This is a genomic window from Arthrobacter sp. E1SS-5 (assembly GCF_057073715.1).
In genome coordinates this window covers 2570662-2596874 of sequence record NZ_CP172703.1, presented here as the reverse complement: position 1 = coordinate 2596874, position 26213 = coordinate 2570662, and the positions used below count along the sequence as shown (strand labels likewise).

Sequence of the window (26213 nt, the reverse complement as noted above, 5' to 3'; positions counted from 1 at the left end):
GAGCCACATATGATTGGCCGGTCTGCTTACAATGGCTAAGTCCTGATTCAGGACCGTAGCCGGCAGACCGGCCAATACCTTTTGCACATCCGTCCGTCATTGTCCACGTCTGCCCGGGCGGATGGACGTGTGCGCACGCAATCCAGGTTTCAGGGAGTTCCATGAACGCCGTCCAGAGGTTCATCAGAAGCAGGGTGCTGCTGTTGACCGCGGCCATCTTGATCGCAGCCATGTGCTTGTCGGTCCTCGTCCAAAGCCAGTCACAGGCTGCGCTCAACCGGACGGTCGATGAAAACTCAAGGGGGCTCTACGACATCCTGGTCCAGGCCAAGGCGCCCTCCGGGGCACTCCTGCAGCCGGAAATCGCCAACGGCGCCGGCGGCATCGGCTTCGACCAGCTGGACTCCATCCGGAAGCTGTCCGGCACCTCCGTGGCCGCCCCAATCAGCCTGGTCTCGCGCGTCACCCAGAACCTGGAAACGCCGCGCCTGGACGCCATGGACTACCTGGGCTACAACGCCGGCCTGGCCGGTACCGCCACGTCCGACCAGGCCGCGGGCGCCACCGCTCCGGACAAGTGGCCGGCGGCCGAATCCGTGCTGACGGACACGGCCAAGAAGTACCGGCTCACGGCCAGCGCCGTCAGCTCCGACGGCAGCACCGAGCAGACGCTGTTCAAGACCACCGCCGAAGGAACGCTCGGCAAGGCCAAGCTCGTGGAGGAGAAGGCGGCCGGCGGCAGCAGCATCCGCATCGCCGCGCCGGCGGGGGAGACGGGCATCAAATTCCCCGCCCCGGCGGGCGGCTCCGAGCACAACCTCTTCAACCTGTCCGTGGCACTGCCGCTCGCCCCCGAGGTCACCGAATCCGTGGTGGCCGTTGATCCCGCCGCCGAGCGGGCCCTCCTTGGCTCGGCCGGCGACTTCCTGGCTCCGCTGGAGAAGGCGCCGCCGGCCGACGCACGCGGTGCCGGTGCCGTGGGCCGCTACCTGGAAGGGCTTTTCACCAGCGGCATCAGCATGGACCAGCTTAAGGAAGGCCCCGACTTCCTCGGCGTCAAGCTCAAGTACTGGGCGCCCCTGATGACCCAGTACCAGCAGGCAAAGCGCACCGGCCAGCTCACCAGCGCCTCCCAGGCCGTTCCGCTGATCGTCCGTTCCGGCACCTCGCTGGACCTGAAGTACAACGTCAAGATCGAGGAGATTGACGACGCCGGCAAGGTGGTCAAGGACGTCGGTACCGTTTCGAAGTCCCTGGGCAAGGATTACCTGCCATTTGTCTCCAAGGACCCCTTCGTGCTGTCCTGGCCGGGTTCAACGGACCACTCCTCGCTGCTGGGCGCCAACGGTAACTTCAACCCGGGCCTGTACACACCTGCCAAGTGGAGCACCAACTTCGCCGGCGCCCCCAAGTACACCGATGGCGGCACCGCCTCCAACGGTGCCGTGGACAAGACGGCTGTGCCGGGCGAATGGGTCACCGTCAACCGCCTGCCCGACAAGGCATCCAGCGGCGCGCCCGTTGACCAGACCCAGCGCGACCCGGTGGACGAGCGGTCCTACCGGGACAACCTGTCCACCGGGCAGCAACAGGCTGCGCAGCCGCTGCCCATGGTTTACGGCACGTTCGACCCCGCCGCCGTGGAGGCAGCCTCGGGCGACGTCAACAAGCTCCCGTTGGGCGGGTACGACCCCACCCCGTTCACCCTGGTCAAGGATGCGTCCGGGAAGGACGTGCCCGAGGCACAGCTGAAGCCTTCGCTGAGTGCCACCGGACTCGCCAGCCAGTCCGCCGGGGCCATCACCGACTTCTATGGCCTCGCAGCAGCACGCGGCTACAAGCAGAACGCCGCCGTCATCGACGCCGTCCGTGTCCGCGCCAAGGCACCGGGCAGCTGGAAGGACGCCCAGCCCGAGGTGGAGAAGCTCGCCGCCGAGATCCGGGACATGGGACTGGACGCCACCGTGGTGGCCGGTTCCGCCCGTGAGGACACCAGCATCTTCGTCCCCGGCTACTCCAAGGACGGAGCCGGCAAGGAATCGGCGCTGGGCACGGTCCAGCAGTCCTGGGTCCGGCAGAACGCTGCAGAGGCCGTCACCGGAGCATTGTCCGGAACCAACATCACCCTTCTCTTCCTGACGTTGTGCGGAGCAGCCCTGCTGACGGGTGCATCGACCGTCAGCTACATCCGGAAGCGCCGCAGCGAAGCAGGCACCTTGCGGGCCATGGGCTGGACCCAGCGGCGGATCCGCAGCTGGGTGCTTGAGGAATTCGGCGTGGGGGCCGTACTGCTCGCCGCCGCCGGTCTTGTGCTCAGCCTGCTGAGCTGGAGCCTCGCCACCGCTTTGGTGTGTGCCGCCGTCGTGCTCCTGTACTGTGGGGCCGCCCTCTTTGCCGCCCAGCAGCTGCGCCACCGCGACGTGATCGACCAGGAGCCGCAGCATGACGAACGGCTCATCCAGGTCGATTCCCCGCTGACCTTCGCCAACCGGCAGCTGAGCACCAACAAGTTCAACACGTTGTCCCTGGCTGTCGCCGTCGGCGTCTTCGGTGCCGCGGTGGGCGGGCTGATCGCGCTGCTGATCGACATCCCGCGGGCAGCCGGCGCCAGCGCCCTCAGCGGCCTGGCCGCAGCCAGCGTGACGCTGCCCAGCATCCTGCTGGCGGTTGCCGGGGTGGCCGTGGGGCTGGTGCTGACCCTGGTCACCGGCCGGTTCGAGCTCAACGCCAAGCGGCAGTACCTTGGCATCCTCCAGGCCATGGGCTGGAACCCCGATATGCTCCGCCAGGTCCGGCTGTTCGAAAACGCGCTGGTGGGAACCGTGGCCCTGCCGCTGGGCGTGCTGGGCGCCCTGGGCATCGGCCTGCTGCTGGCCCCCTATGCAGCCATCTGGGCTGCCGTGGCCGGGCTTGTGGCTGTAATTTGCTGGATACCGATTGCAACGAAAGTGGTCCAATGACAAACCCGACGAACGTCCAGCGCAGCCGCAGGAGCGGCGCCAATGAGGTCCCCCTGCAGACCCGGGCCAACACCATCGTCAAGTCGGCAGACCACGCCACCCCGCTGGAGATGCGCGACATCACCATCCGCTACGGCGGCGGCAAGGGCGGCGCCGAAGCGGTGAGCGTGGTGGAGGGCTTCGACCTGACCCTGCACGCGGGGGAGATGCACTGCGTCGCCGGCCGAAGCGGCTCCGGCAAGACCAGCATCCTGACCGTCGGCGCGGGACTCACCCTGCCGACGTCGGGCCGCGTCTTCTGGGAAGGCGATTCGCTCGAAAGCATGGGTGACGACGAAATCGCCGACCGCCGTCGCGCCCTCATTGGCTACGTCGACCAGGGCGGCGCCCTGATCGACGGAATGAGCGCGTTGGAGAACGTGCTCCTGCCCGCCGTCCCCGACGGCGAGGTGGACCAGCGGCGCGACATGGCCAAGGACCTGCTGGACCTGGTGGGCCTGGGCCGGCGCATGCGGCACCGTCCCGCCCAGCTGTCCGGCGGTGAACGGCAGCGCGTGGCCATCGCCCGCGCACTGATCCTCGGCACCAGGGTGCTGGTGGTGGACGAGCCCACCGCCTCGCTGGACCGTGCCTCCGCCAACCGCATCATCAGCATCCTGAAGGACACCACCTCGGACGGGATTGCCGTCCTGGTGGCCTCGCACGACCACGAACTGGTCCGGCTGAGCGATACCCTGACAGAACTGATCTAGCCCACTCCACCGCACCGAAGGTAACCGTCCAACCGTGACTGCTCCAGAGAAAACGCCGTTCTACATCACCACGGCCATCACCTACCCCAACGGCGTGCCGCACATCGGACACGCCTACGAGTACATTGCCACCGACGCCATGGCGCGCTTCAAGCGCCTGGACGGCTATGACGTGATGTTCCTGACGGGCACCGACGAGCACGGCATGAAGATTGCCCAGACGGCGGAGAAGGAAGGCATCACCCCCAAGGAGCTGGTGGACCGCAACGCGGAAATCTACCAGGCCGCGCATTCCGCCCTTGGCATCAGTTACGACCGCTTCATCCGCACCACCGATGCCGACCACTACGCGGCGTCGCAGGCCATCTGGAAAAAGATGGAAGCCAATGGCGACATCTACCTCGACAAGTACGAGGGCTGGTACTCCGTCCGGGACGAGGCGTTCTACGCCGAGGATGAGACGGTGGTGAAGGACGACGGCGTGCGCTACTCGAAAGAGACGGACACCGAAGTGACGTGGACGGCTGAGGAGAGCTACTTCTTCCGGCTCTCCGCCTACCAGGACAAGCTGCTGGCCCTCTACGAGTCCCACCCGGAGTTCGGCGCCCCGCAGTACCGCTTCAACGAGGTCATCAGCTTCGTCAAGCGCGGCCTGGAGGACCTGTCCATCAGCCGCACCACCTTCGACTGGGGCGTTCCCGTCCCCGGCAACGACAAGCACGTGATGTATGTGTGGGTGGATGCGCTGACCAACTACCTCACCGGTGTGGGCTACCCGGACACCGAGTCGGAGAAGTTCCGGAAGTTCTGGCCCGCCGACGTGCACATCATCGGCAAGGACATCTCCCGGTTCCACGCCATCTACTGGCCTGCCTTCCTGATGAGCGCCGGGCTGGAGCTGCCCAAGCGGGTCATGATCCACGGGTTCCTGCACAACAACGGGGTCAAGATGTCCAAGTCCCTGGGCAACGTGGTGGCCCCGGCGGACTTCGTGGCCCGCTACGGCCTGGACCAGGTGCGGTTCTTCTTCCTGCGCGAGGTCCCGTTTGGGGCGGACGGCAGCTACAACCATGATGCCATCGTGGGCCGCATGAACTCCGACCTGGCCAACAACTTCGGCAACCTGGCCCAGCGGTCGCTGTCGATGGTGGCCAAGAACTGCGGCGCCGCCGTGCCTACGCCCGGCGCGTTCACCGCGGAGGACGACGCCATCCTGGCCCAGGCCAACGGACTGCTGGAGGCGGCCCGCGCCGCCTTCGACAAGCAGGAATTCAGCCGTGCCCTGGAGGCCATCTGGGGCGTGCTGCACCACACCAACGCCTACTTCGCTGAGCAGGCCCCCTGGGTACTGCGGAAGACCGACGTCGAACGCATGAACACCGTGCTGTACGTGACCCTGGAGGTGTTGCGGATCGTGGCCATTTTGGCCCAGCCGGTGATGCCGAACGCCACCGCCAAGCTCCTCGATGCGCTGGGCCAGCCGGAAGGCGATGCGCGGCTGTTCACCGCGATATCCACCCCCATCGTGCCCGGCACCGGGCTGCCCGCCCCTACCCCCGTTTTCCCCAAGTTCGAGGAACCCGCGGAGTAGCAAGACGTTGGGGCGATGCGCTCCTGTCCAAAAGCTGAGACAGGTTGACCACCATATGGATGTCTTGGCTACCCTGAAAACATGAGCGCATCCTCCATCGATCTTGCAGTAATTCCCGGCGACGGCATCGGCCCCGAGGTCATCGCCGAGGCCCTCAAAGTCCTGGAAAAGGCGGTGGCCGCGGAGGGTGTGCAGCTCAAGCCGACGCACTACGAACTCGGCGCCGGGCACTGGCTTGCCACGGGGGAGACCCTCCCGGACCACGTCCTGGAAGACCTGAAGAAGCGCGACGCCATCCTGTTCGGCGCCGTGGGGGCCGCCCCGGGTGACACCCGCATCCCGTCGGGACTCATCGAGCGTGAACTGCTGCTCAAGCTCCGTTTCAGCCTGGACCACTACGTCAACCTGCGGCCGTCGCGGCTTTACGGCACCGTGGGCAGCCCGCTGGCCAACCCAGGAACGATCGACTTCATCGTGGTCCGCGAAGGAACCGAGGGCCCCTACGTCGGAAACGGCGGCAGCCTGCGGGCGGGCACGCCGCACGAGGTAGCCACCGAGGTCTCCCTGAATACCGCCCACGGCGTGGAGCGGGTGGTCCGGGACGCGTTCCGCCGCGCCAGTGCAAGGGAGCGCAAGCACGTCACCCTGGTGCATAAGCACAACGTCCTGGTCTATGCCGGGCACCTGTGGAAGCGCACCGTTGAAGCCGTTGCGCAGGAATTCCCCGAGGTCACCCACGACTACCTGCACATTGACGCCGCCACCATCTTCATGGTCACGGACCCGTCCCGCTTCGACGTGATCGTCACCGACAACCTGTTTGGCGACATCATCACCGACCTTGCAGCGGCCGTCACCGGCGGGATCGGCCTGGCAGCATCGGGCAACATCAACATGGACCGCACCGCACCATCCATGTTCGAGCCGGTCCACGGTTCCGCGCCGGACATCGCCGGCCAGGGCAAGGCGGACCCCACGGCGGCCATCCTCTCCGCCGTGCTCCTGCTGGACCACCTGGGCTACGCCGAAGCCGCCCGGAAGATCGAAGCCGCGGTGGTTGCCGACGTCGAAAAGCGCGACGGCACCGCACGCAGCACCAGCGCAATCGGCGACGCCATCGCCGCCGGCCTGTAGCTGTAAACGCCCCGGCGGGCTGCCGCCGGCTTCGGGCGTAAGCTTGTCTCGAATCACCAAATGCCGCCCCGTTGTTCAGCGCAGAACCGCGGGCGGCCGATCGTGGAGGAACCATGACTCAGACCGCCCATGGCGTCGAATTCACCCGGCAGCCCTCGGAGAACCCGAAGTCCGCCGAAGAGCGTGCAGCCATCCTGGCGAACCCGGGATTTGGCAACTACTTCACCGACCACACCGCCATCGTCGACTACAGCGTTGACGCGGACGGCAACGGCGGCTGGCACGACGCCCGGATCGAACCCTACGGTCCGATCGTGCTGGATCCCTCGGCTGCCGTGTTCCACTACGGCCAGGAGATCTTTGAGGGCCTCAAGGCCTACCGGCACGCGGATGGCTCCGTGTGGACCTTCCGGCCCGAGGCCAACGCGGCGCGCCTGAACAAGTCGGCCCGCCGCCTGGCCCTGCCCGAGCTGCCGGCCGAATACTTCCTCAGCGCCATCCGCGAGCTGGTGGCCGTGGATAAGGAATGGGTGCCCTCCGGCGACGGCGAAGCCCTGTACCTGCGGCCCTTCATGATCGCCACCGAGGCCTTCCTGGGCGTCCGTGCCGCCCGCGAGGTTTCCTTCCGGGTCATCGCCTCACCGGCCGGCAACTACTTCGGCGGCGAGCTGAAGCCCGTTTCCATCTGGATCTCCCGCCAGTACGCCCGCGCAGGCCGCGGCGGCACCGGCGATGCCAAGTGCGGCGGCAACTACGCAGCCTCACTGATCGCCCAGCAGGAGGCGGAAGCCAACGGCTGCAAGCAGGTGCTGTTCCTGGACCAGGCCAACGACAACGCCGTGGAAGAGCTGGGCGGCATGAACGTCTTCTTCGTCCTGAAGGACGGATCGCTGGCCACGCCCGCGCTGACCGGCACCATCCTGGAGGGCGTCACCCGCATGTCCGTGATCCAGGTGGCCAGGGACATGGGCCGTGAGGTGGCCGAGCGCAAGATCACCCTGGATGAATGGCGCGACGGCGTGGCCTCCGGCGAGATCACCGAGGTGTTCGCCTGCGGCACCGCAGCGGTCATCACGCCCATCGGAGTCCTCAAGGACGCCACCGAGTTCATCGGTTCCGAGGACGCCAAGGCCGGCGAGGTCACCATGGCCATCCGCGAAAAGCTCCTGGGCATCCAGACCGGCGCGGAACCGGACACCCACGGCTGGCTCACCCGCCTGGCATAGTCAAGCGTCTTAAGTACGACGGCGCCTGCCGGACTTAGGTTCGGCAGGCGCCGTTCTGCGTTCCCGCCGACGGCGGGTGGTCAGCGCCGCGCGGCCTTCCGGGCGGCGTTCTTCATGGCCTTGCGCGAGACCGGCTTGAGTGCCTTGCGGGCCGCTTCCTCGGCGAGGGCCCGGTTGCGGCGGGCGTCGATCAGGTCGTTCCAGAGCGTGGTGGCAAAAACGCCGCCGTCCTGGGCATAGACATCGTAGGGGTAACCGGCGTAGACGGAGGGCGTGGCGCCGGCACCGAACAGGTCTTTGTTGTTGGCCTTGGCCACGGCGTCGCCCACGGCCCAGGCCCTGGTCAGGTGGCGGGTGAGGTTTTCCTGTACGAACACGCTGGCGTCGCTGGACCGGGCCGCCTGCTCCAGCAGGGCCTCCAGGTCTGCCGCCAGGATGGCCGCGCCGGCCTGGTCCGCAGGTGCGGAGGCCGCATCCAATTCCGCAGTGACCCCGGAGACGGCTTCCGTCCAGTCAGCCGTTTCGCGGAATTTCTTCCAGGTGGGAAACCAGACGATGCTGCCGGTGGCGTGGTTGTGGATGTGCAGGAGGCCGGTGGCCTTCTCGGTTGCCGAGTGGTCGTGGCCGTCCGCGTCCGCTTGGGCGAGAAGGTCTGCAAGTGTTGCTGTGCTCATGGGAGGTATCCGGCTTCCTGGTGGTGATCGTAGTGCTGTCACTGTGTGCCAACTCCGGGCTGCGGACGTTCTATTCCGCCGGTGGTGACGGGCGCCGACTGGGGAACGGCTGCCCAATTGGAAAGAGGCCCGCGTGCAAGGATGGGTTCGTGACCACTGATTCCGGCCCCACCATGCAACGCAGCTCCGGCCTCACCCAGTTCATCCTGGCCCCCAACCCCGGACCCATGAGCCTGGACGGCACCAATTCCTACATCCTGCGCGCCTCCGGCCACTCGAGCACGGTGGTGGTGGACCCGGGACCCCACGACGAAACGCACCTGGCGGCACTCGCCGGTGCCGGCGCCGTCGAGCTCGTCCTGGTAACCCACCGCCACGCGGACCACACGGCCGGTTCTGCCCGCCTGCATCAGCTGACGGGGGCACCGGTCCGCGCCGCGGACCCGCTCCATTGCCATGGTGGGGGAGCGCCGCTCTTGGACGGAGAAGTCATCCGGGCGGCAGGGCTGGAGATCACCGTGCTGGCCACGCCCGGGCACACCTCGGACTCCGTCTGCTTCCACCTCCCGGCAGACGGAGAGTCCGGTGCAGTGCTGACCGGCGATACCGTGCTCGGGCGGGGGACCACCGTCCTGGACTACCCGGACGGCACGCTGGGTGACTACCTCGCGTCCCTGGACCGGTTGGCGGCGCTGGGTCCTGCAACCGTCCTGCCGGCGCACGGGCCGGTGCTGCCGTCCCTCGAAGCCATCGTCCATGGCTACCGGACCCACCGGGAGGAACGGCTGGCGCAGATCCGCGCGGCGTTGCACCGGCTGGGCCGGGACGCGACCGTCGGGGAGGTGGCTGACGCCGTTTATGCCGACGTCGGCCCTTCCGTCCGCCGCGCTGCGGAACTGTCCGTGGCGGCGCAGCTTTCCTACCTGCGCGGCAGCAATGGCGGGCAGGACGACGGCGGCGGGACGGTAGGGTAGGACCCATGCGTATTGCCAGGTTTGTAGTCGATTCCGATCCCCTGTACGGCGTCGTGGAAGGTGAACCCGGCAGTGAGGAAATCACTGTCATCCACGGCGACCCCTTCTTCAACGGCGTGGAGCGCACTTCCGTGCGCCACAAGCTGGAGGACGTCCGGCTGCTGGCGCCGATCATTCCGCGCAGCAAGGTGATCGGGGTGGGCCGGAACTTCGTGGAGCACGCCAAGGAGCTGGGCAACGAAGTACCGGCGCAGCCGCTGTTGTTCCTCAAGCCGAACACGGCCGTCGTGGGCCCGAATGATCCCGTGGTGCTGCCCGAGTTCTCCGAAGAGGTCTCGTTCGAAGCCGAACTCTGCGTGGTCATCGGCCGCATCTGCAAGGACGTGCCGGAAGAGCGCGTGGATGACGTCATCTTTGGTTACACCTGCGGCAACGACCTCACTGCCCGTGACGTCCAGAAGACCGACCTGCAGTGGACCCGTGCCAAGGGCTTCGACACCTCAGCCCCGCTGGGACCATGGATCGAAACCGACCTGGACACGGAGGACCTGCAGATCCAGGGCCGGCTCAACGGGGAGGTGCGCCAGGACGGCAGCACCAGCCAGATGATCCGCGGCGTGCGCGAACTCGTGTCGCTGGTGTCGCAGGCCTTCACCCTGCTGCCCGGCGACGTCATTATGACCGGGACACCCGCGGGCGTGGGCCTGGTCAAGGAAGGCGACCGCTTCGAGGTGGAAATCGAGGGCATCGGCCGGCTGTCCAACCCCATCGTCCGCCGGTAACGCTGTCCCGGGCCCAGTCCTGCCGGGCGGAAGGCCGGCCCCGGCCAGGCGGGTAAAGTTGAAGCCACTATGAGTATCGCTTCTTCGTCACCTGCCGCCTCCATTCCGCCCGTTACCGCCGAAACGCCCGTCCGAGTCCGTTTCTGCCCCTCACCCACGGGCACCCCGCACGTTGGACTGATCCGCACGGCCCTGTTCAACTGGGCCTACGCGCGCCACACCAAGGGCACCCTGGTCTTCCGCATCGAGGACACGGACGCGGCACGGGACAGCGAGGAAAGCTACCACCAGCTGCTGGACGCCCTGAAGTGGCTGGGCATCGACTGGGACGAGGGCGTGGAGGTGGGCGGCCCGCACGAGCCGTACCGGCAGTCCCAGCGCGGCGACATCTACCAGGACGTCATCAAGCGGCTGCATGAGGGCGGGTTCATCTACGAGTCCTTCTCCACCCCTGAGGAGATCGAGGCACGTCACCGCGCTGCCGGCCGTGACCCGAAGCTTGGCTACGACGGCTTTGACCGGCACCTGACGGAGGAGCAGCTGGCCCAGTACCGGGCGGAGGGCCGGCAGGCTGTCCTTCGCCTGCGCATGCCGGACGAGGACATCACCTTCACTGACCTGGTGCGCGGCGAGATCACCTTCAAGGCCGGATCCGTGCCGGACTTTGCTGTGGTGCGCGCCAACGGCGCTCCCTTGTACACCCTGGTGAACCCGGTGGATGACGCCCTGATGGGAATCACCCACGTGTTGCGCGGCGAGGACCTGCTCAGCTCCACACCCCGCCAGGTGGCCCTCTACCGGGCGCTGTACGCCATTGGCGTCGCCGAATACATGCCGGAGTTCGGCCACCTGCCCTATGTCATGGGACAGGGCAACAAGAAGCTCTCCAAGCGCGATCCCGAGTCCAGCCTGTTCCTGCACCGGGAGCGGGGCTTCATCCCCGAAGGACTGCTGAACTACCTGTCCCTGTTGGGCTGGTCCCTCAGCGCGGACGAGGACATCTTCACCGTGGAGCAGCTCGTGGAGCACTTCGACATCCACGACGTCCTGGGCAACCCGGCACGCTTCGACCTGAAGAAGGCCGAGGCCATCAACGGCACCCACGTCCGGATGCTCGAGCCGAAGGTTTTCCGCGACCGCGTGGCGCACTACCTGCGCGAGGCCGGGCTGGTGGGGGAGATCCTGACCGACCGCGAGGAAGAGATCCTCACCGAGGCCGCACCGCTGGTCCAGGAACGCATCACCCTGCTGGGTGAAGCGCCGGAGATGCTGGCTTTCCTGTTCAAAGCGGACGACGCCATCGATATCGCCGATGACGCGCGCAAGGGCCTTCCGGCCAATCTTTCGGAGGTGCTGGACGCCGCCATCGCCGCCCTTGACCCGCTGGCTGACTGGACGGCGGAAGACATCCAGGCTGCCCTCAAGCAGGCCCTGGTGGAGGACATGGGCATCAAGCCGCGGCTGGCCTTCGGCCCCGTGCGCACGGCCGTTTCCGGCCGCCGCGTCTCGCCGCCGCTGTTTGAGTCCATGGTGATCCTGGGCAAGGAGTCCTCACTGCGCCGGCTCCGCGCCTTCCGCGGCTGATGTCCGCCCCCAGCCAGGCGCCTGCCGCCGCTCTAAACACACCGTTCGGGCTTGTCCGGGGCGTCCTGTTCGACATCGATGACACCCTGGTGGACCTCGAGTACTCCATGACCACCGCACTGCGCGAAGTCAGTGAACACCTCCTCCCCGGCCTGGACCAGGCCGGGTGGGAGAGGTTCGGGCGCATCTTCACGCACGAGAGCACGCACTACTACGACCGCTACCTTGCGGGGGAGCTGACGTTCAACGAACAGCGCCTGCTCCGGGGCCGGGCCGCCCTGGGGCACTTTGGCGTGGAACTTGCCGACGGCGAGGAATCGCACCGGTGGCTGAGCGCCTACATGGAAAAGCAGCCCGCGTACGTCAAACCGTTTCCCGACGTGCTGCCGCTGCTCGACATTCTTGACGCCGCGGGTATCCCTTACGGTGCCGTGAGCAACAACGTCCATGACTACCAGCGGGCCAAGCTGGACGGTGCCGGACTGGAGCGGGTCACCCACCTGGTGGGCACCGACACCCTGGGCGTCGCCAAGCCGAATCCGGCAATGTACCTGGAAGGCGTCCGGCTGCTGGGCACTGCCCCCGGCGAGACGCTCTATGTGGGCGACAACCGGCTGCTTGACGCGGAGGGCTCGACGGCGGCGGGGCTGTTGGGTGTGTGGCTCAACCGCTCCGGCGAGGTCGTGGAAGACTTCGACGGCGGCATGGTGGCTTCCCTGAACCAGCTGCTGCAATAGTTCGGGTGCTGCGATAGGCCCGGATGGCCGCGCCCTTCGCGAAGGACGTGGCCATCCGGTCAACGGGGTCGGTGCCCGTCAGGCGGCTTTGAGGCCGGCTGACCTTCGGCGAAGGACCAGGTAGGCGGCGACGGCGGCAGCCACCAGCAGTGCCACGAGCAGCAGCGCAATCGCGGGGCTGTTGAGCCACGACGACGGCGAGACAGCCGCAACCTTGGTGTGCAGTTCCTCCGTCCCGGCCGCGATCCTTGAGTTGCCGTCCGCCAGTTTGCCGGCGCCATCGGCGAGTTGGCCCGATCCATCGTCCAGTTTGCCGTTGCCGTCAGCCAGTTTCCCCGTGCCGTCGGCCAGCTGGGCGGAGCCCGACTGTAGTTGGCCTGTGCCCTGGCTTAGGGTGACAGTGCCGTCGGAAAGCGCCTGGGTCCCGGCCAGCAGGCCCGGGTGGTCCGGGTCGCCGTCGCCGTTGACTCCGGCGCTGAGTTTGGTGGTGCCGTCCTGCAGGCTGTTGGCGGCGTAGATCAGGCCGGGGTGGTCCGGGTCGCCGGGAACACCGTCCATGCCCACCCGGATTTTTGTGGTCCCCTCTGCCAGCATGGTGGTGCCGAGCACTACTCCCGGGTTCTGCGGGTCCGTCGCATTGAGTTTTTGCGCCAGGGTGGCGAAGCCTGCCTTCAGCCGTCCTGCGCCGTCGTTCAACTGGCCTGCACCCGTGTTCAGCTTGTCCGTTCCGGCCTTCAGCTGCGCGGCGCCGTCGTTCAGCTTTGCTGCACCCGCATCCAGCTGGCCCGCCCCTGCGTAGGCCCGCCGCCCGCCGTCGGCCAATTTGGCAATCTGGTCCTTGATCACTGCAAGCGGCACCAGGCCCTGGGGGCCGTTCGCCGCCGCTTCAAGCTGGTCCAGCCCTTGGCTGAGCGCGGCCAGCCCGTCGCCCTTGGTGGGATCGTTGCCCGCACCCGGGTAACCCTTCAGCTGTGCTGTTCCGCTCTTGAGCGCCCCTGTCCCGGCGCTGAGGCTGCCGGCGCCCGCGTCAAGTTGCCCGGCTCCCGCTGCGAGCTGCTCCGTTCCGGCAGCCAACTGCCCGGCGCCGTCGGCAAGGTTGTTGGGCGCGTTTCCGGCAGCGGTCGGGGTGAGGGCCGCCGAAAGGGCGACGGCGCCGGCCTGAAGCTTCTTTGCGCCGTCGTCCACCTGGTAGACGCCTGGAACGAGTTTGTTCAGGACGTCATTCTGGAGCTTGGTGGTACCGGCGTGCAGTTTGTCTACACCGGGCGCCAGTTGGTCGCGCACCCCGGTGTAAATCCTTCCCGCGCCGCTCTGCAGTTGTGCGGCGCCTGCGTTCAAGGCGGCGCTGCCGTCCTTCACCTTGGCGGCGCCGTCCTTCACCTGCACCGCTCCCTTATTGGCTGCGCCGGCGCCTGTGGCCAACTGGCCCGAACCGTCCTTGAGTTGGTCAGCGCCCGCGGATGCCTGCTCGGCGCCATCCATTAGCTGCGCGGCACCGTTGGAGATCTGGCCTGTGAGGTAGGTGTAGAAGGCAAGAAAGAGAACCAACAAGAGGGACAGCGCGACGACGGCGATGGACTGGGAGCGAATTCGAGGTTTGGCTGCTGCGATGGATGCTGTGCGGGTTGTCAACGCTGACACTTCCTAACTCTCCGCCGGACGACGCTGCCCGGCGGTGCGAACCGTAGTTGGTAAGGCGTTCCCGTTTTCCTCGTGGGTGCCCGGTGGATAGGGCGGGGAGGTTGTTACTGATGAGTAACTTACTCGAGAGTAACCACATGTCTGGAGGCTGGGCAAGGGTTTTGCGGGATTGCTTTTGGCGGGAGTCCGGGTGCGCCTGCGATGTCGATTTGTGCGAGCCGAAAGTCTCGGGTAAAGTAATTTCTCGTGCTGAGGCGCACGGAGCAGGGAAAACGCCCTGAAAACCGGCCCGAAAGTACCATTGGGATATGGTGTAATTGGCAACACTACGGTTTCTGGTACCGTCATTCTAGGTTCGAGTCCTGGTATCCCAGCTCTGGTTTGAGGGCTAATTTCAGCCGCAAAACAGAAGGTTTCCACTCGGTTCGCCGATTTGAAACCAAAGCAAAGTGTGTGAAATACTCACTGAGCTTGAGCAGCGGAAACGCTGCCGAAAGTACTTGGCCCCATCGTATAGCGGCCTAGTACGCCGCCCTCTCACGGCGGTAACGCGGGTTCGAATCCCGCTGGGGTCACCACCGGAATGGTCCCGGGCAACAGCCCGGGGCCATTTCTGTTTCCCCCAATGCCGGTCACTGGAATCCCCTGTAGACGGACAAGACCCCTCGTCATTTCGCGGGGAGTTGTCCTTCAGGCGGGGAGTGCACGACTGTGGGCGACGCGCCGCGTCAACGCCCAAGGAAGCCTCAACTGGCATGATGTTGCTGTGACCTCCCACAACGAGCACCACCGCCCCGCCCAGACGGCGCCGCAGGCCGCGGCGGCGGTGACGCTGCTGGAGGAAGTCCGTGACGGCCTGGACGATGTCGTGCTGCCGCTGGCCCTGCCGGGTGCGGAGCAGGCGCGGAGGGAAACGTCGGCCGCAAGAGCACAACTTGATGACTACATCCTTCCCCGGTACCGCAGCCTGGACGCCCCGCTGCTTGCCGTCGTCGGCGGCTCCACGGGTGCGGGAAAGTCGACCTTGGTGAACGGGCTCGTGGGTCATCCCGTGACCCGCGCCGGTGCCATCCGCCCCACCACCCGCCAGCCCATCCTGTTGCACAATCCGGCCGAAGCGAGCTGGTTTGAGGGGCAGCGCGTCCTGCCGGGACTGAGCCGGATCCGCGGAACCCTGGCGGCCAGTCCCGCGCTCGAGGCCCAGGCCGGCGCGGCGAGCACGGCCGTCGACTCGCTGGTGCTGCTGGCCGACCCTGCCGTGCCTGCGGGAATCGCCCTCCTCGACGCCCCCGACGTCGACTCCATTTCAGACCAGAACCGCCTGCTGGCGGGGCAGCTCCTTGCCGCTGCGGACCTGTGGGTGTTTGTCACCACGGCCAACCGGTACGCGGACGCTGTTCCCTGGAAGCTGCTCCTGGACGCCGCTTCCCGTGACATCACCGTGGCGGTGGTGCTGGACCGTGTACCGCAGGGCGCCGAGGCGGAGGTGAGCCAGGACCTCAGGGGACTTCTCGACCGTGAAGGGCTCTCGGCAAGCCGCCTTTTCGTGATCCAGGAGACCGTCCTGGACCAGGCCGGCATGTTGCCTGCAGGAACCGTGGATGAGCTGCGCGGGTGGCTGTCGTCGCTGGCCGCCGACGCCGCAGGCAGGGCCGACGTCGCCCGCCGGACCCTGAACGGCGCCGTCCGCGCCCTGGCCCAGCGCATCACGGACATCGCGGAGGCACTCCGCGAACAGGAAAGGGCAGCTGCACGGCTTGAAGCCGATGCCGTGGCTGCCTACGGTGACGCGGCCGCCCGGATCCTCGACGCCACCCGGGACGGCGCGCTGCTGCGCGGCGAGGTCCTGGCGCGCTGGCAGGACTTTGTGGGCACCGGTGAGTTTTTCCGGACGCTTGAGCAGAACGTGGGGCGTTTCAGGGACCGGCTGGGCGCCTTCTTCCGGGGTGAGCCGGCGCCTGCGGTCCGGGTGGAGGCGGCCATTGAGACCGGGCTGCAGGCGGTGATCCTCGACGAAGCAGCCAACGCTGCCGAGGACACGGACCAGCGTTGGCGTTCCGATCCGGCAGGCCGCCAACTGCTGGGCCGGGACGATCTGTCGGGCGCGACCGCAGGTTTCGCCGACCGGGCTGCAGCCGAAATCCGGGCCTGGCAGGAAGCCTTGATGGAGCTGATCCGCACGGAAGGGCAGGGCAAGCGCACGCAGGCCCGCTGGTTGTCCTTTGGCATCAACGGGCTCGGTGCCGCGCTGATGATCGTGGTGTTCTCCATGACGGCCGGACTGACGGGTCTTGAGGTTGGCGTCGCAGGCGGCACCGCCGTCGTGGGCCAGCGCCTGCTGGAGGCCGTGTTCGGTGAGGACGCGGTGCGACGCATGGCGGCCAAGGCCCGTGACGACCTCGCGGTGCGCTGCGAACAACTCCTGAAGGATGAACAGCAGAAGTTCCTGCAGCGCCTGCCGGAGGAAAATCCCGGCCTCGCACTGCGTCTTGCTGCCCAGGCCGGGTCACTTGCACAGCTGGCGGGAAAGGCGTGAGCCGCCACAGCGGGGCGCGCGGGTCCACGAAGCTGGACAGCCGGCTCCAGGCACTCCAGGACGCCCGCGAACTGGGGGAAGGGGTGGTTCCGGACGAGGCGCTGCAGGAAGCGTTCGATGTCCTGGAGCGCGCCAGTTCCCGCCGCTCCTTGTCCGCCGACCATACCGTGGTGGGTTTTTTCGGCGCGACGGGCAGCGGCAAGTCCTCCCTGTTCAACGCCGTCAGCGGTGCGGAAATCGCGACGGCGGCGGCGCGCCGTCCCACCACGTCGGAACCATTGGCGGAGGTCTGGGGAGCGACGGGGAGCGAGGCGCTCCTGGACTGGCTGGAGGTGGGAAACCGGCACCACGCCGCACCGGTGGACGGCTTCGCTGATGAACAGACGGGGCTGATCCTGCTGGACCTGCCTGACTTCGACTCCACCCGGGCGGCCAACCGTGAAATCGTGCAGCGGATGGTAGGCATGGTGGACGTCCTGGTCTGGGTGCTCGACCCGCAAAAATATGCGGACGCGGCAGTCCACAACGGATTCCTGGCGCCCCTTGCAACCCACGGCGCGGTCACCCTCGTGGTGCTGAACCAGGTGGACCGGCTGCCTGCGCATGACGTGCAGCCGGTGCTCGACTCATTGCACGCGATCCTGGCAGGTGAGGGCCTGGGACAGGTGCGGGTTCTGGCATCGTCAGCAGTGACCGGAGCGGGAATCCCCGAAGTGCGTGCTGCCATCCGAAAGGTCGCCGTCAAGCGCCAGGCCCAGTCCCGGCGGCTGGAAGCCGATGTGACCAAAGCGGCGGAGGACCTGCGGCGCGCGGCCGGTGAAGGGGACGCCGCCGGGGTGCGCGCCGGGGCAACGACGAGGCTGGCTGAGGAACTGGCCCAGGCAGCGAACGTCCCTGCCGTGGTGCGGGCCGTGGGGCAGTCCTACCGGTTGGAGTCCGTGCGCAGGACGGGCTGGCCGGTAACCCGCTGGCTCTCCCGATTCCGGCCCGACCCGCTGCGGCGGCTCAACCTGCGGCGCGATACGCCTTCCGAACTGAACAGGACATCGCTGCCGCCCGCCGGCGCCCCGGAACGGGCAAGGACGGATGCGGCGGTCAGGGAATTTACGGATTCCGCCAGCGCGGGAGCGCCGGGACCCTGGCGGGCGGCGATCCGCGGGACAGCCAGGGCCGGAAGGGACAAGCTGCCCGACGCGCTGGACCAGGCCATCGCCGGAACGGACCTCGGGGCCAACCGCAAGGCCTGGTGGTGGGGAGTCTTCAACATCGTGCAGTGGCTGGCGCTGCTGACGGTCCTGGGCGGCCTGGGCTGGCTGGGCGTCCTGGCCGGGCTGGCCTACCTGCAGTTGCCGGCGCCGGAGGTGCCCCGTGTGGAGGGATGGCCGGTGCCCACTTTGATGATCGCGTTCGGCGTGGTGTTGGGGATCTTCCTGGCCAACACCGGCCGCTTTATTGCGGCAGCTGCTGCGCGGGCGCGTGCTGCAAGGGCTCGACGGCGGCTCAACGGTGCCGTCGCAGGTGCCGCTGAGGAGCTGGTGGTGGTCCCGGTGGAGGCGGAGATTGGCCGGCTGGCTGCCTTTAACAAGGCGCTGAAGAAGGCAGGGGCCTAGGCGCCTTTCGCCGGGCCGGCTGGGAGGGCCTCTGCCGCGTCGCGGACCTTGATCAAAGTGCGCAGGTTCCGGGTGGTGGTCGCGGCCTTGAACTTCGCCTTGGCGCTGATCTTGCTGAAGGGACTGTCCAGCGTTCCGCCCACGGGCGCCAGCCAGGCGAGGGCTTCGGGCGCCAGCCGGTGCTGATCATGCTGCTCCAGTGCCGACCCTGCTGTTTCCAGCTCGTCCAGGACTGCGGTGTCCGATGACAGGGTGATGTAGCTGTGGGTGGACTTGTCGTCGTCGGGATACGGGCAGGCTTGCACCAGCTGGGCCACCCTCCCGGCGTCCAGGACAACCACCCACGCCTCGTAACCAAACGCTGCGCGCAGGCACTGCTCGCATTCCTGCTTGACCGCGGCTGCGTCCAGGGTGCTGGAGAGCACCACGTTTCCACTGGCCAAAAGGGTCTTCGCGTCCTGGAAGCCGCACTTCTTCAGTGCGTCCCGAAGATCGGCCATCCTGATATTGATTCCGCCCACATTGATGCCGCGGAGGAACACTGCGTAGCTGCCCATGGCCACAGCCTAGCGGCGGGAACGGCCGGGGGAGCGGAGGGTGTTAGTCGTTGTTTTTCCGCAATGCCTCGGTGAGGATCCGGCCGGCGTTGCATACCACTTCCGCGTGCAGTCGCCCAGGCTGGCGGGTCAGCCGCTCAATGGGTCCGGAAATGGAGACGGCGGCAATCACCCTGCCGGACGGACCGCGGACGGGAGCCGAGACGGAGGCGACCCCGGGTTCTCGTTCGCCAAGGCTCTGCCCCCAGCCCCGCCGTCGTACGCCTGCCAGGACGGTGGGCGTGAAGCGCGCCGACTGCAGGCCCTCGAGGAGCCGGTCATGGTCCTCCCAGGCGAGCAGGACCTGGGCGGCGGAGCCGGCTTTCATGGACAATTGGGTGCCGACGGGAATGGTGTCGCGGAGCCCGATGGGACGTTCGGCGGAGGCGACGCAGACGCGCCAATCACCCTGCCGCCGGAAGATCTGCGCGCTTTCACCCGTGGCATCGCGCAACTGCATCAGCACAGGCCCCGCGGAGGCGATCAGGCGGTCCTCGCCGGCGGCCGAGGCGAGCTCCACGAGCCGGCTGCCAAGGACGAACCGGCCCTGGATGTCGCGGCTGACCAGCCGGTGGTGCACCAGTGCCAGAGCGAGGCGATGGACGGTGGGCCGGGCCAGTCCGGTAGCGGCCACCAGCTGCGCCAGCGTGGTGGGTCCTGCCTCGAGTGCGTCGAGCACCTGGGCCGCTTTATCAATGACACCGACTCCACTAGAATTGTCCATGTAATGATATTGCCGTCTCAATATCTGAGATGCAAATCTTTCGGCTGGCGCAGCGCGGAGCCGTCCTGATTCAGTTGGACTAATCAGCCAAACAGCAGTGAAGGGAGATGGCCATGGCAAAGACATTGGCCGAGAAAGTCTGGGACGCACACGTGGTGCGCAAAGGTGACGGCGAAGGCGCCAACGCCCAGCCCGACCTTCTGTTCATCGACCTCCACCTGGTCCACGAAGTCACGTCCCCGCAGGCGTTTGAAGGCCTGCGGCTGGCTGGCCGCAAGCTGCGCCGCCCGGACCTGACCATCGCCACCGAGGACCACAACACTCCCACGCTGGACATCGATAAGCCGATTGCCGATCTGACGAGCCGCACCCAGATCGAGACCCTGCGCCACAACTGCGCGGAGTTCGGTGTCCGGCTGCACAGCCTGGGAGACGCCGAGCAGGGTATCGTCCACGTGGTGGGCCCGCAGCTGGGCCTCACCCAGCCCGGCATGACCGTTGTCTGCGGCGACTCGCACACTTCCACCCATGGCGCCTTCGGTGCCCTGGCCATGGGCATTGGCACCTCCGAGGTGGAGCATGTCATGGCCACCCAGACCCTGTCGCTCAAGCCGTTCAAGACCATGGCCATCAACGTCGAGGGAACGCTGCGTCCCGGCGTCACGGCCAAGGACATTATCCTGGCCGTCATTGCCAAGATCGGCACGGGCGGCGGGCAGGGCTACGTCCTGGAATACCGCGGCTCCGCCATCCGCGCCCTGTCCATGGACGCCCGGATGACCATCTGCAACATGTCCATCGAAGCCGGCGCCCGGGCCGGCATGGTCGCCCCGGACGAGACTACGTATGCGTACATGTTGGGCCGCCCCCACGCGCCCGAAGGCGCTGAGTGGGACGCCGCCGTCGAATACTGGAACACGCTGAAGACCGACGACGATGCCGTGTTCGATGCCCAGGTGGACCTGGACGCCGACACGCTGGAGCCGTTCGTCACCTGGGGCACCAACCCCGGCCAGGGCGTCTCCCTTTCCGAGTCCGTACCCAACCCGGCAGACTTCGGGGATGAAAACGCCAAGGCCGCTGCCGAGCGAGCCCTGCAGTACATGGGCCTGGAAGCCGGAACGCCAATGAAGGACATCCGGGTGGACACGGTCTTCCTGGGCTCCTGCACCAACTCGCGCATCGAGGACCTGCGCGCCGCGGCGGACATCATCCGCGGCCGCGAAAAGGACCCGAAGGTCCGGATGCTGGTCGTTCCGGGTTCGGCCCGTGTCCGGCTCGAAGCCGAGGCCGAGGGCCTGGACCGGGTGTTCAAGGACTTCGGCGCCGAATGGCGGTTTGCCGGCTGCTCCATGTGCCTGGGCATGAACCCGGACCAGCTGGAGCCGGGGGAGCGCTGCGCTTCCACGTCCAACCGAAACTTTGAAGGACGCCAGGGCAAGGGCGGCCGCACGCACCTGGTCTCCCCGGTGGTGGCGGCAGCCACGGCGGTGCGCGGCACGCTCAGCTCGCCGTCGGATCTTGAACCGGCACCCGAACCCGCCGCCATCCGCATCGACGCAGCCTAGGACAGACACCATGGAAAAGTTCACCAAGCACACCGGCATCGGCGTCCCGCTGCGCCAGAGCAATGTTGACACCGACCAGATCATCCCGGCGGTGTACCTCAAACGCATCACCCGCACCGGGTTCGAAGACGCCCTGTTCTCCGCCTGGCGCAAGGACTCCTCCTTCATCCTCAACCAGGAGCCGTACAACGCCGGCTCCGTGCTGGTGGCCGGCCCGGACTTCGGCACCGGCTCCTCCCGCGAGCACGCTGTGTGGGCCCTGAAGGACTACGGCTTCAGGGCCGTGCTGTCATCCCGTTTCGCGGACATCTTCCGTGGCAACTCGGGCAAGCAGGGGCTGCTGGCCGCGCAGGTGGCCCAGGACGACATCGAACTCATCTGGAAGGAACTCGAGAACGCGCCGGGCACCCAGGTGACGGTGGACCTCGAATCCAAGACCGTGGTGTGCGGCAACATCGTGGCGCCGTTCGAGATCGACGACTACACCCGCTGGCGGCTCCTGGAAGGCCTCGACGACATCGGGCTGACCCTCCAGCATGAAGCGGACATTACCGCCTACGAGGCGACCCGTCCGGCGTTCAAGCCCAAGACCCTGCCGGCGAAGCTGTCCTAGCTTTCCGCCACCATTCCCGCGGCGGGGTGCGTCCGCCACGCCCCGCCGCCGGTGCCCCCTTATTTCGGTTCGGTAACGCGACCTCCTATGCTTGGTTCGAGCCTTTGCAAGGTTTTGGGGGCTAGTGATCGTGAGGAAACCGGTATATGAGTAGTGTTCTGACAATCCGCGGCGGTGTCCCGCTTACAGGCCGCGTCAGCGTCCGTGGGGCAAAGAATCTTGTCCCCAAGGCCATGGTTGCGGCGTTGCTGGGCAACGAACCCTCGGTGTTGCGGAACGTGCCGGAAATCAAGGACGTGGAGGTGGTCACCTCCCTGCTCCAACTGCACGGCGTGACCGTGGAAAAGGATCCGGTCAACGGTGATCTCACCCTCGACCCCAAGGCGGCCAAGACGGCGCCCAGCACGGCCATCGACGCGCACGCCGGAGACTCGCGCATCCCCATCCTGCTGTGCGGGCCGCTGATCCACGCCATCGGCGAAGCCTTCATCCCGGACCTGGGCGGCTGCAAGATCGGCGACCGCCCCATCGACTACCACCTGGACGTCCTGCGCCAGTTCGGCGCCGTGGTGGAGAAACGCCCCGGCGGCATCCACATCTCAGCGCCCAAGGGACTGCACGGAGCCAAAATCTCACTGCCGTACCCGTCCGTGGGCGCCACCGAGCAGGTCCTGCTGAGCGCCACCCGCGCAGAGGGCATCACGGAACTGTCCGGCGCAGCCACCGAGCCGGAAATCGTTGACCTCATCGCGGTGCTGCAGAAGATGGGTGCCATCATCAGCGTCCAGACGGACCGCACCATCCGCATCGAGGGCGTCCGCGACCTGGGCGGCTACAACCACCGTGCCCTCTCGGACCGCAACGAGTCGGCCTCCTGGGCTTCGGCTGCGCTGGTAACCCGCGGAGACATCTTCGTCGAGGGTGCGTCCCAGCGCGACATGATGACGTTCCTGAACACCTACCGCAAGGTGGGCGGCGGCATGGACATCGGCGAGGACGGCATCCGGTTCTACCACAAGGGCGGAAAGCTCAACCCGCTGGTGCTTGAAACCGACGTCCACCCCGGCTTCATGACGGACTGGCAGCAGCCGCTCGTGGTGGCCCTCACCCAGGCCGAGGGCGTCTCGATCGTCCACGAAACGGTGTACGAGAACCGGTTCGGCTTCACTGACGCCCTGATCCGCATGGGCGCCAGCATCCAGGTCCACCGGGAGTGCCTGGGCAGTGTCCCATGCCGGTTCGGCCAGCGAAACTTCCTGCACTCAGCCGTGATTTCCGGCCCCACCCAGCTCAAGGGCACCGACATCGACGTTCCGGACCTGCGCGGCGGCTTCAGCCACCTGATCGCCGCCCTGGCCGCCACCGGAACTTCACGGGTCACCGGCATCGACATCATCAACCGCGGCTACGAGCGTTTCACCGAGAAGCTTGCAGGACTCGGTGCCGATTTCGACATCACCACCACGAAGTAGAGCGGACAGTGAAGGAATCTGCCAAGAGCAGGGCCACATTTGTGTTCATCGCCGGCATCGCCCGGCCATTGCTGAACCTGATGATGTCCAAGACGTGGGAGGGCACAGACAAACTTCCCGCCAGCGGCTTCATCGCCGCTCCCAACCACTGCACCGAAATCGACCCGCTGGTGGTGGGCCACATGCTCTACAACCAGAGGCGTGCGCCGCATTTCCTCGCCAAGGCATCGCTGTTCAAGGTGCCTGGCCTGGGCCCGCTCCTGAAAGCCACCAAGCAGGTGCCGGTGGAGCGTTCGACGGCGGGAGCGAACCGCTCGCTGCAGGTGGCACAGGAGATCGTGGCTGAGGGCGGTGCCATCATCATCTACCCCGAGGGCACGCTGACCCGCGATCCTGACCTGTGGCCGATGAAGGGGCACACGGGCGCTGCCCGGCTCGCCCTCGAAGGTGGAATTCCGGTGGTGCCCATCGCCCACTGGGGTGCGCACGAGGTGTTCCCCCGGTACGGCAAGCGTTTCCACCTGTTCCCGCGGAAGCATTCACGGATTGTGGTGGGGGATCCGGTGGACCTGAGCGCGTTCAGCGGCCGTCCCCTGGACAAGGCGACGCTGACGGAGGCCACGGACGTGATCATGGACGCGATCACGGCGCTTCTTGCCGGCCTGCGCGGTGAGCAGCCGCCGGCGGAACGCTGGGACCCGGCAAAGCAGCAGCAGGCCAAGCATGGGCGTTTCGTGGAACGCGGACAGCACCCCGGTGCAGGAACGGAAGCTCCGTGACCGCTGACGCAAAGCCGGGAGCGGCCCGCACTGTCGCCGTTCTGGGCGCCGGGTCCTGGGGGACCACCTTCGCGAAAATCCTTGCAGACGCAGCCATCGCCACGGGAACGCAGCGTGCCATCAAGCTGTGGGGCAGGCGCGCCGAGGTGGTGGAGGAGATCAACACCAGCCACCGCAACAGCGACTACCTCAAGGACATCGTCCTGCCGGAGAGCATCACGGCGTCCACCGACGTCCGCCAGGTGCTGGCGGGAGCCGAACTTGTGGTGGTCGCCGTTCCGGCCCAGTCACTGCGTCCCCAGCTGCGGGAGTGGAAGGACATGATCGCCCCAGGGGCCGTCGTCGTCTCCCTTATGAAGGGCCTGGAGCTGGGAACGGACGCCCGGATGAGCGAGGTCATCAGCCAGGAACTGGACCTGCCGCTGGAACGTATCGCCGTCGTCTCCGGACCCAACCTCGCCATGGAAATTGCCCGCGAGGAGCCCACGGCATCCGTCGTGGCCTGCACGGACTCCGCCACGGCCGGCTGGCTTGCCAGGACCTGCACCGCCCCCTACTTCCGGCCGTACACCACCACGGACGTCGTCGGCGTCGAAATCGGCGGCATCGTCAAGAACGTGATCGCGCTGGCCGTGGGAATCTGCGAGGGCAAGGAGATGGGGGACAACACCAAGGCCTCGGTGATCACCCGCGGACTCGCGGAAACGTCCCGCCTCGCGCTGGCGCTGGGCGGCGAGGCCAAAACCATGGCCGGGCTCGCCGGCCTGGGAGATCTCGTGGCAACCTGTTCGTCCGCGCTGTCCCGGAACCATACCGCCGGCAGGCTGCTGGGCCAGGGCCTGACGCTGGAGGAGGTGGGCCGCAAGATGACCCAGACCGCCGAAGGCATCAAGTCAGGCCAGGCCGTCCATGAACTCGCCGGCAAGCTCGGCGTCGAGATGCCCATTACTGCCGCCGTTGTGGCGGTGCTTGCAGGCAAGCTGTCCGTTGACCAACTGGGGCCGGTTCTGCTGTCCCGGGAATTGAAACCTGAAGGCGATTACTGACCATGTCCCAAGACACAACCATCCACGGGGAAACGGCCTCCAGCAGGAAACCGCGCGTTGCCGTACTCTTCGGCGGGCGCTCCAGCGAGCATGCCGTGAGCTGCGTGACCGCCGCCGGTGTCCTGGGCGCGATCAATAAGGACAAGTACGAGGTGATCCCCATCGGGATCGCCAAGACCGGCCAGTGGGTCCTTGCCCCGGCGGAAACGGCCCAGTGGTCCCTCGCGGCATCAGCCCTCCCCGAGGTGGTGCCGTCATCGGAGACCGTCACCCTGGCGGAGATCGGCGGGGAACACCAGCTGATCGTGGCGTCGCCCAACCAGGTTCCGCAGGAACTGGGCGCTGTGGACGTGGTCTTCCCGCTGCTGCACGGCCCGTTCGGCGAGGACGGCACCATCCAGGGACTCCTGGAATTGTCGGACACCCGGTACGTTGGCGCGGGAGTCCTGGCCTCCGCCGTCGGCATGGACAAGCACTACATGAAGGTTGTTTTCGAAGCTGCCGGACTCCGCGTGGGTCCCTATGTGGTCGTGACGGACCGGCAGTGGCGAAAGGACCCCGAATCCGTGCGGAAGCAGGTGGACCGGCTGGGGTTCCCTGTGTTCGTCAAGCCTGCCCGGGCGGGCTCGTCCATGGGCATCTCCAAGGTGGACTCCCTGGAGGAGCTGGACGCCGCCATCGAAGAAGCCCGCCGCCACGACCTCAAACTCGTGATCGAAGCCGGAATCGTGGGACGCGAGATTGAATGCGCCGTCCTGGAAGGCAGGGGCACAGACGCGCCCCGTACCTCCATGCCGGGTGAAATCGCGGTCTCCGGCGGGACCCATGAGTTCTACGACTTTAACGCCAAATACGTCGAGGATGATGCCGCGGCGCTGAGCTGCCCGGCGGACATCCCGGCCGAGGCCATCTCCCGGGTCCGCGAACTGGCGGCCACGGCCTTCGACGCCGTGGGAGCCGAGGGCCTGAGCCGCGTGGACTTCTTCTACACGCCCGACGGTGAGCTCATCATCAACGAGATCAACACCATGCCCGGCTTCACGCCCAAGAGCATGTACCCGCAGATGTGGGCAGCCTCCGGCCTGGAATACGCGGACCTGATCGATGAGCTGATCTACCTGGCGTTGAACCGCAAGACCGGCCTTCGCTGAGCCCCACCGGCACCCTAACCTCGGTTCGCTTCGGTCAGGGAACCCACCGGCGCGGGCCCTGGG

At 67.0% G+C, this 26213-nt stretch carries 21 protein-coding genes and 2 tRNA genes; 19 read left to right on the top strand and 4 right to left on the bottom strand.

Annotated features, from left to right (window positions below; genetic code table 11):
• The first annotated feature begins 161 nt into the window (after window positions 1-161).
• The 5 genes from ACIGJD_RS12070 (at window position 162) to ACIGJD_RS12050 (ending at window position 7663) form a co-directional block, all read left to right on the top strand.
• On the top strand, window positions 162-2960 hold the full coding sequence (locus tag ACIGJD_RS12070; protein WP_483686393.1) for an ABC transporter permease: 2799 nt from the start codon (window positions 162-164) through the stop codon (window positions 2958-2960).
• The gene (locus tag ACIGJD_RS12065) at window positions 2957-3712 is read left to right on the top strand and encodes an ABC transporter ATP-binding protein (RefSeq protein ID WP_373992409.1); all 756 of its coding nucleotides are present in this window, start codon (window positions 2957-2959) and stop codon (window positions 3710-3712) included. The genes ACIGJD_RS12070 and ACIGJD_RS12065 overlap by 4 nt, the downstream gene beginning before the upstream one ends.
• Before the next feature lie 34 nt (window positions 3713-3746).
• On the top strand, window positions 3747-5303 hold the full coding sequence (metG, locus tag ACIGJD_RS12060) for a methionine--tRNA ligase (RefSeq protein WP_483686392.1): 1557 nt from the start codon (window positions 3747-3749) through the stop codon (window positions 5301-5303).
• An 81-nt stretch (window positions 5304-5384) separates the two neighbouring features.
• The gene (locus tag ACIGJD_RS12055) at window positions 5385-6437 is read left to right on the top strand and encodes a 3-isopropylmalate dehydrogenase (RefSeq protein ID WP_483686391.1); all 1053 of its coding nucleotides are present in this window, start codon (window positions 5385-5387) and stop codon (window positions 6435-6437) included.
• A gap of 113 nt (window positions 6438-6550) precedes the next feature.
• Window positions 6551-7663: a branched-chain amino acid aminotransferase gene (locus ACIGJD_RS12050; protein ID WP_483686390.1), complete on the top strand. Its 1113-nt coding sequence runs from the start codon at window positions 6551-6553 to the stop codon at window positions 7661-7663.
• An 80-nt stretch (window positions 7664-7743) separates the two neighbouring features.
• On the opposite strand, the gene ACIGJD_RS12045 is transcribed toward ACIGJD_RS12050, so the two are convergent.
• Window positions 7744-8337 (bottom strand): hypothetical protein, encoded by a 594-nt coding sequence (locus ACIGJD_RS12045; protein ID WP_483686389.1) that lies wholly within the window; start codon window positions 8335-8337, stop codon window positions 7744-7746.
• A gap of 149 nt (window positions 8338-8486) precedes the next feature.
• Here ACIGJD_RS12045 and ACIGJD_RS12040 point away from each other — a divergent pair, with 149 nt between their 5' ends.
• The 4 genes from ACIGJD_RS12040 to ACIGJD_RS12025 all read left to right on the top strand — a co-directional run bounded on the left by ACIGJD_RS12040 (window position 8487) and on the right by ACIGJD_RS12025 (window position 12414).
• Complete coding sequence (locus ACIGJD_RS12040) at window positions 8487-9311, top strand: MBL fold metallo-hydrolase (protein WP_483686388.1); 825 nt, start codon at window positions 8487-8489, stop codon at window positions 9309-9311.
• Between the two features lie 5 nt (window positions 9312-9316).
• On the top strand, window positions 9317-10093 hold the full coding sequence (locus tag ACIGJD_RS12035; protein ID WP_142133497.1) for a fumarylacetoacetate hydrolase family protein: 777 nt from the start codon (window positions 9317-9319) through the stop codon (window positions 10091-10093).
• A gap of 69 nt (window positions 10094-10162) precedes the next feature.
• Window positions 10163-11677 carry a glutamate--tRNA ligase gene (gene gltX / locus ACIGJD_RS12030; RefSeq protein ID WP_483686387.1) on the top strand — a complete coding sequence of 505 codons (1515 nt, stop codon included), beginning with the start codon at window positions 10163-10165 and terminating at the stop codon, window positions 11675-11677.
• Entirely contained in the window at window positions 11677-12414 is a 738-nt protein-coding gene (locus ACIGJD_RS12025; protein WP_483686386.1) for an HAD family hydrolase, read from the top strand. Before gltX ends, ACIGJD_RS12025 begins: the two co-directional genes overlap by 1 nt.
• Window positions 12415-12492: 78 nt before the next feature.
• On the opposite strand, the gene ACIGJD_RS12020 is transcribed toward ACIGJD_RS12025, so the two are convergent.
• The gene (locus ACIGJD_RS12020) at window positions 12493-14055 is read right to left on the bottom strand and encodes a hypothetical protein (RefSeq protein ID WP_483686385.1); all 1563 of its coding nucleotides are present in this window, start codon (window positions 14053-14055) and stop codon (window positions 12493-12495) included.
• Between the two features lie 302 nt (window positions 14056-14357).
• On the opposite strand from ACIGJD_RS12020, the gene ACIGJD_RS12015 reads away from it, so the two are divergent.
• From ACIGJD_RS12015 to ACIGJD_RS12000, 4 genes are all read left to right on the top strand, one after another.
• A tRNA-Gln gene (locus ACIGJD_RS12015) sits at window positions 14358-14429 on the top strand.
• A gap of 128 nt (window positions 14430-14557) precedes the next feature.
• A tRNA-Glu gene (locus ACIGJD_RS12010) sits at window positions 14558-14633 on the top strand.
• Between the two features lie 188 nt (window positions 14634-14821).
• Window positions 14822-16591 carry a dynamin family protein gene (locus ACIGJD_RS12005; RefSeq protein ID WP_483686384.1) on the top strand — a complete coding sequence of 590 codons (1770 nt, stop codon included), beginning with the start codon at window positions 14822-14824 and terminating at the stop codon, window positions 16589-16591.
• Window positions 16588-18201 (top strand): GTPase, encoded by a 1614-nt coding sequence (locus ACIGJD_RS12000; protein ID WP_483686383.1) that lies wholly within the window; start codon window positions 16588-16590, stop codon window positions 18199-18201. Before ACIGJD_RS12005 ends, ACIGJD_RS12000 begins: the two co-directional genes overlap by 4 nt.
• Here ACIGJD_RS12000 and ACIGJD_RS11995 read toward each other — a convergent pair.
• Window positions 18198-18758: a DUF1697 domain-containing protein gene (locus ACIGJD_RS11995; RefSeq protein ID WP_483686382.1), complete on the bottom strand. Its 561-nt coding sequence runs from the start codon at window positions 18756-18758 to the stop codon at window positions 18198-18200. The genes ACIGJD_RS12000 and ACIGJD_RS11995 overlap by 4 nt on opposite strands.
• Window positions 18759-18801: 43 nt before the next feature.
• A complete protein-coding gene (locus ACIGJD_RS11990; protein WP_009356552.1) occupies window positions 18802-19521 on the bottom strand; it encodes an IclR family transcriptional regulator in 720 nt (239 codons plus the stop codon).
• Window positions 19522-19634: 113 nt separating this feature from the next.
• Between ACIGJD_RS11990 and leuC the strand changes: the two genes are divergently transcribed.
• From leuC to ACIGJD_RS11960, 6 genes are all read left to right on the top strand, one after another.
• On the top strand, window positions 19635-21089 hold the full coding sequence (leuC, locus tag ACIGJD_RS11985) for a 3-isopropylmalate dehydratase large subunit (protein ID WP_483686381.1): 1455 nt from the start codon (window positions 19635-19637) through the stop codon (window positions 21087-21089).
• 10 nt (window positions 21090-21099) lie between these two features.
• Window positions 21100-21702, top strand: a complete 603-nt coding sequence (gene leuD, locus ACIGJD_RS11980; protein ID WP_483686380.1) for a 3-isopropylmalate dehydratase small subunit — start codon at window positions 21100-21102, stop codon at window positions 21700-21702.
• A 146-nt stretch (window positions 21703-21848) separates the two neighbouring features.
• The gene (murA, locus tag ACIGJD_RS11975) at window positions 21849-23174 is read left to right on the top strand and encodes a UDP-N-acetylglucosamine 1-carboxyvinyltransferase (protein ID WP_056335305.1); all 1326 of its coding nucleotides are present in this window, start codon (window positions 21849-21851) and stop codon (window positions 23172-23174) included.
• Between the two features lie 8 nt (window positions 23175-23182).
• Window positions 23183-23953 (top strand): lysophospholipid acyltransferase family protein, encoded by a 771-nt coding sequence (locus ACIGJD_RS11970; protein WP_483686379.1) that lies wholly within the window; start codon window positions 23183-23185, stop codon window positions 23951-23953.
• The gene (locus ACIGJD_RS11965; protein ID WP_483686378.1) at window positions 23950-24999 is read left to right on the top strand and encodes an NAD(P)H-dependent glycerol-3-phosphate dehydrogenase; all 1050 of its coding nucleotides are present in this window, start codon (window positions 23950-23952) and stop codon (window positions 24997-24999) included. Before ACIGJD_RS11970 ends, ACIGJD_RS11965 begins: the two co-directional genes overlap by 4 nt.
• Window positions 25000-25001: 2 nt before the next feature.
• Complete coding sequence (locus tag ACIGJD_RS11960) at window positions 25002-26150, top strand: D-alanine--D-alanine ligase family protein (RefSeq protein ID WP_483686377.1); 1149 nt, start codon at window positions 25002-25004, stop codon at window positions 26148-26150.
• Window positions 26151-26213 lie beyond the last annotated feature (63 nt).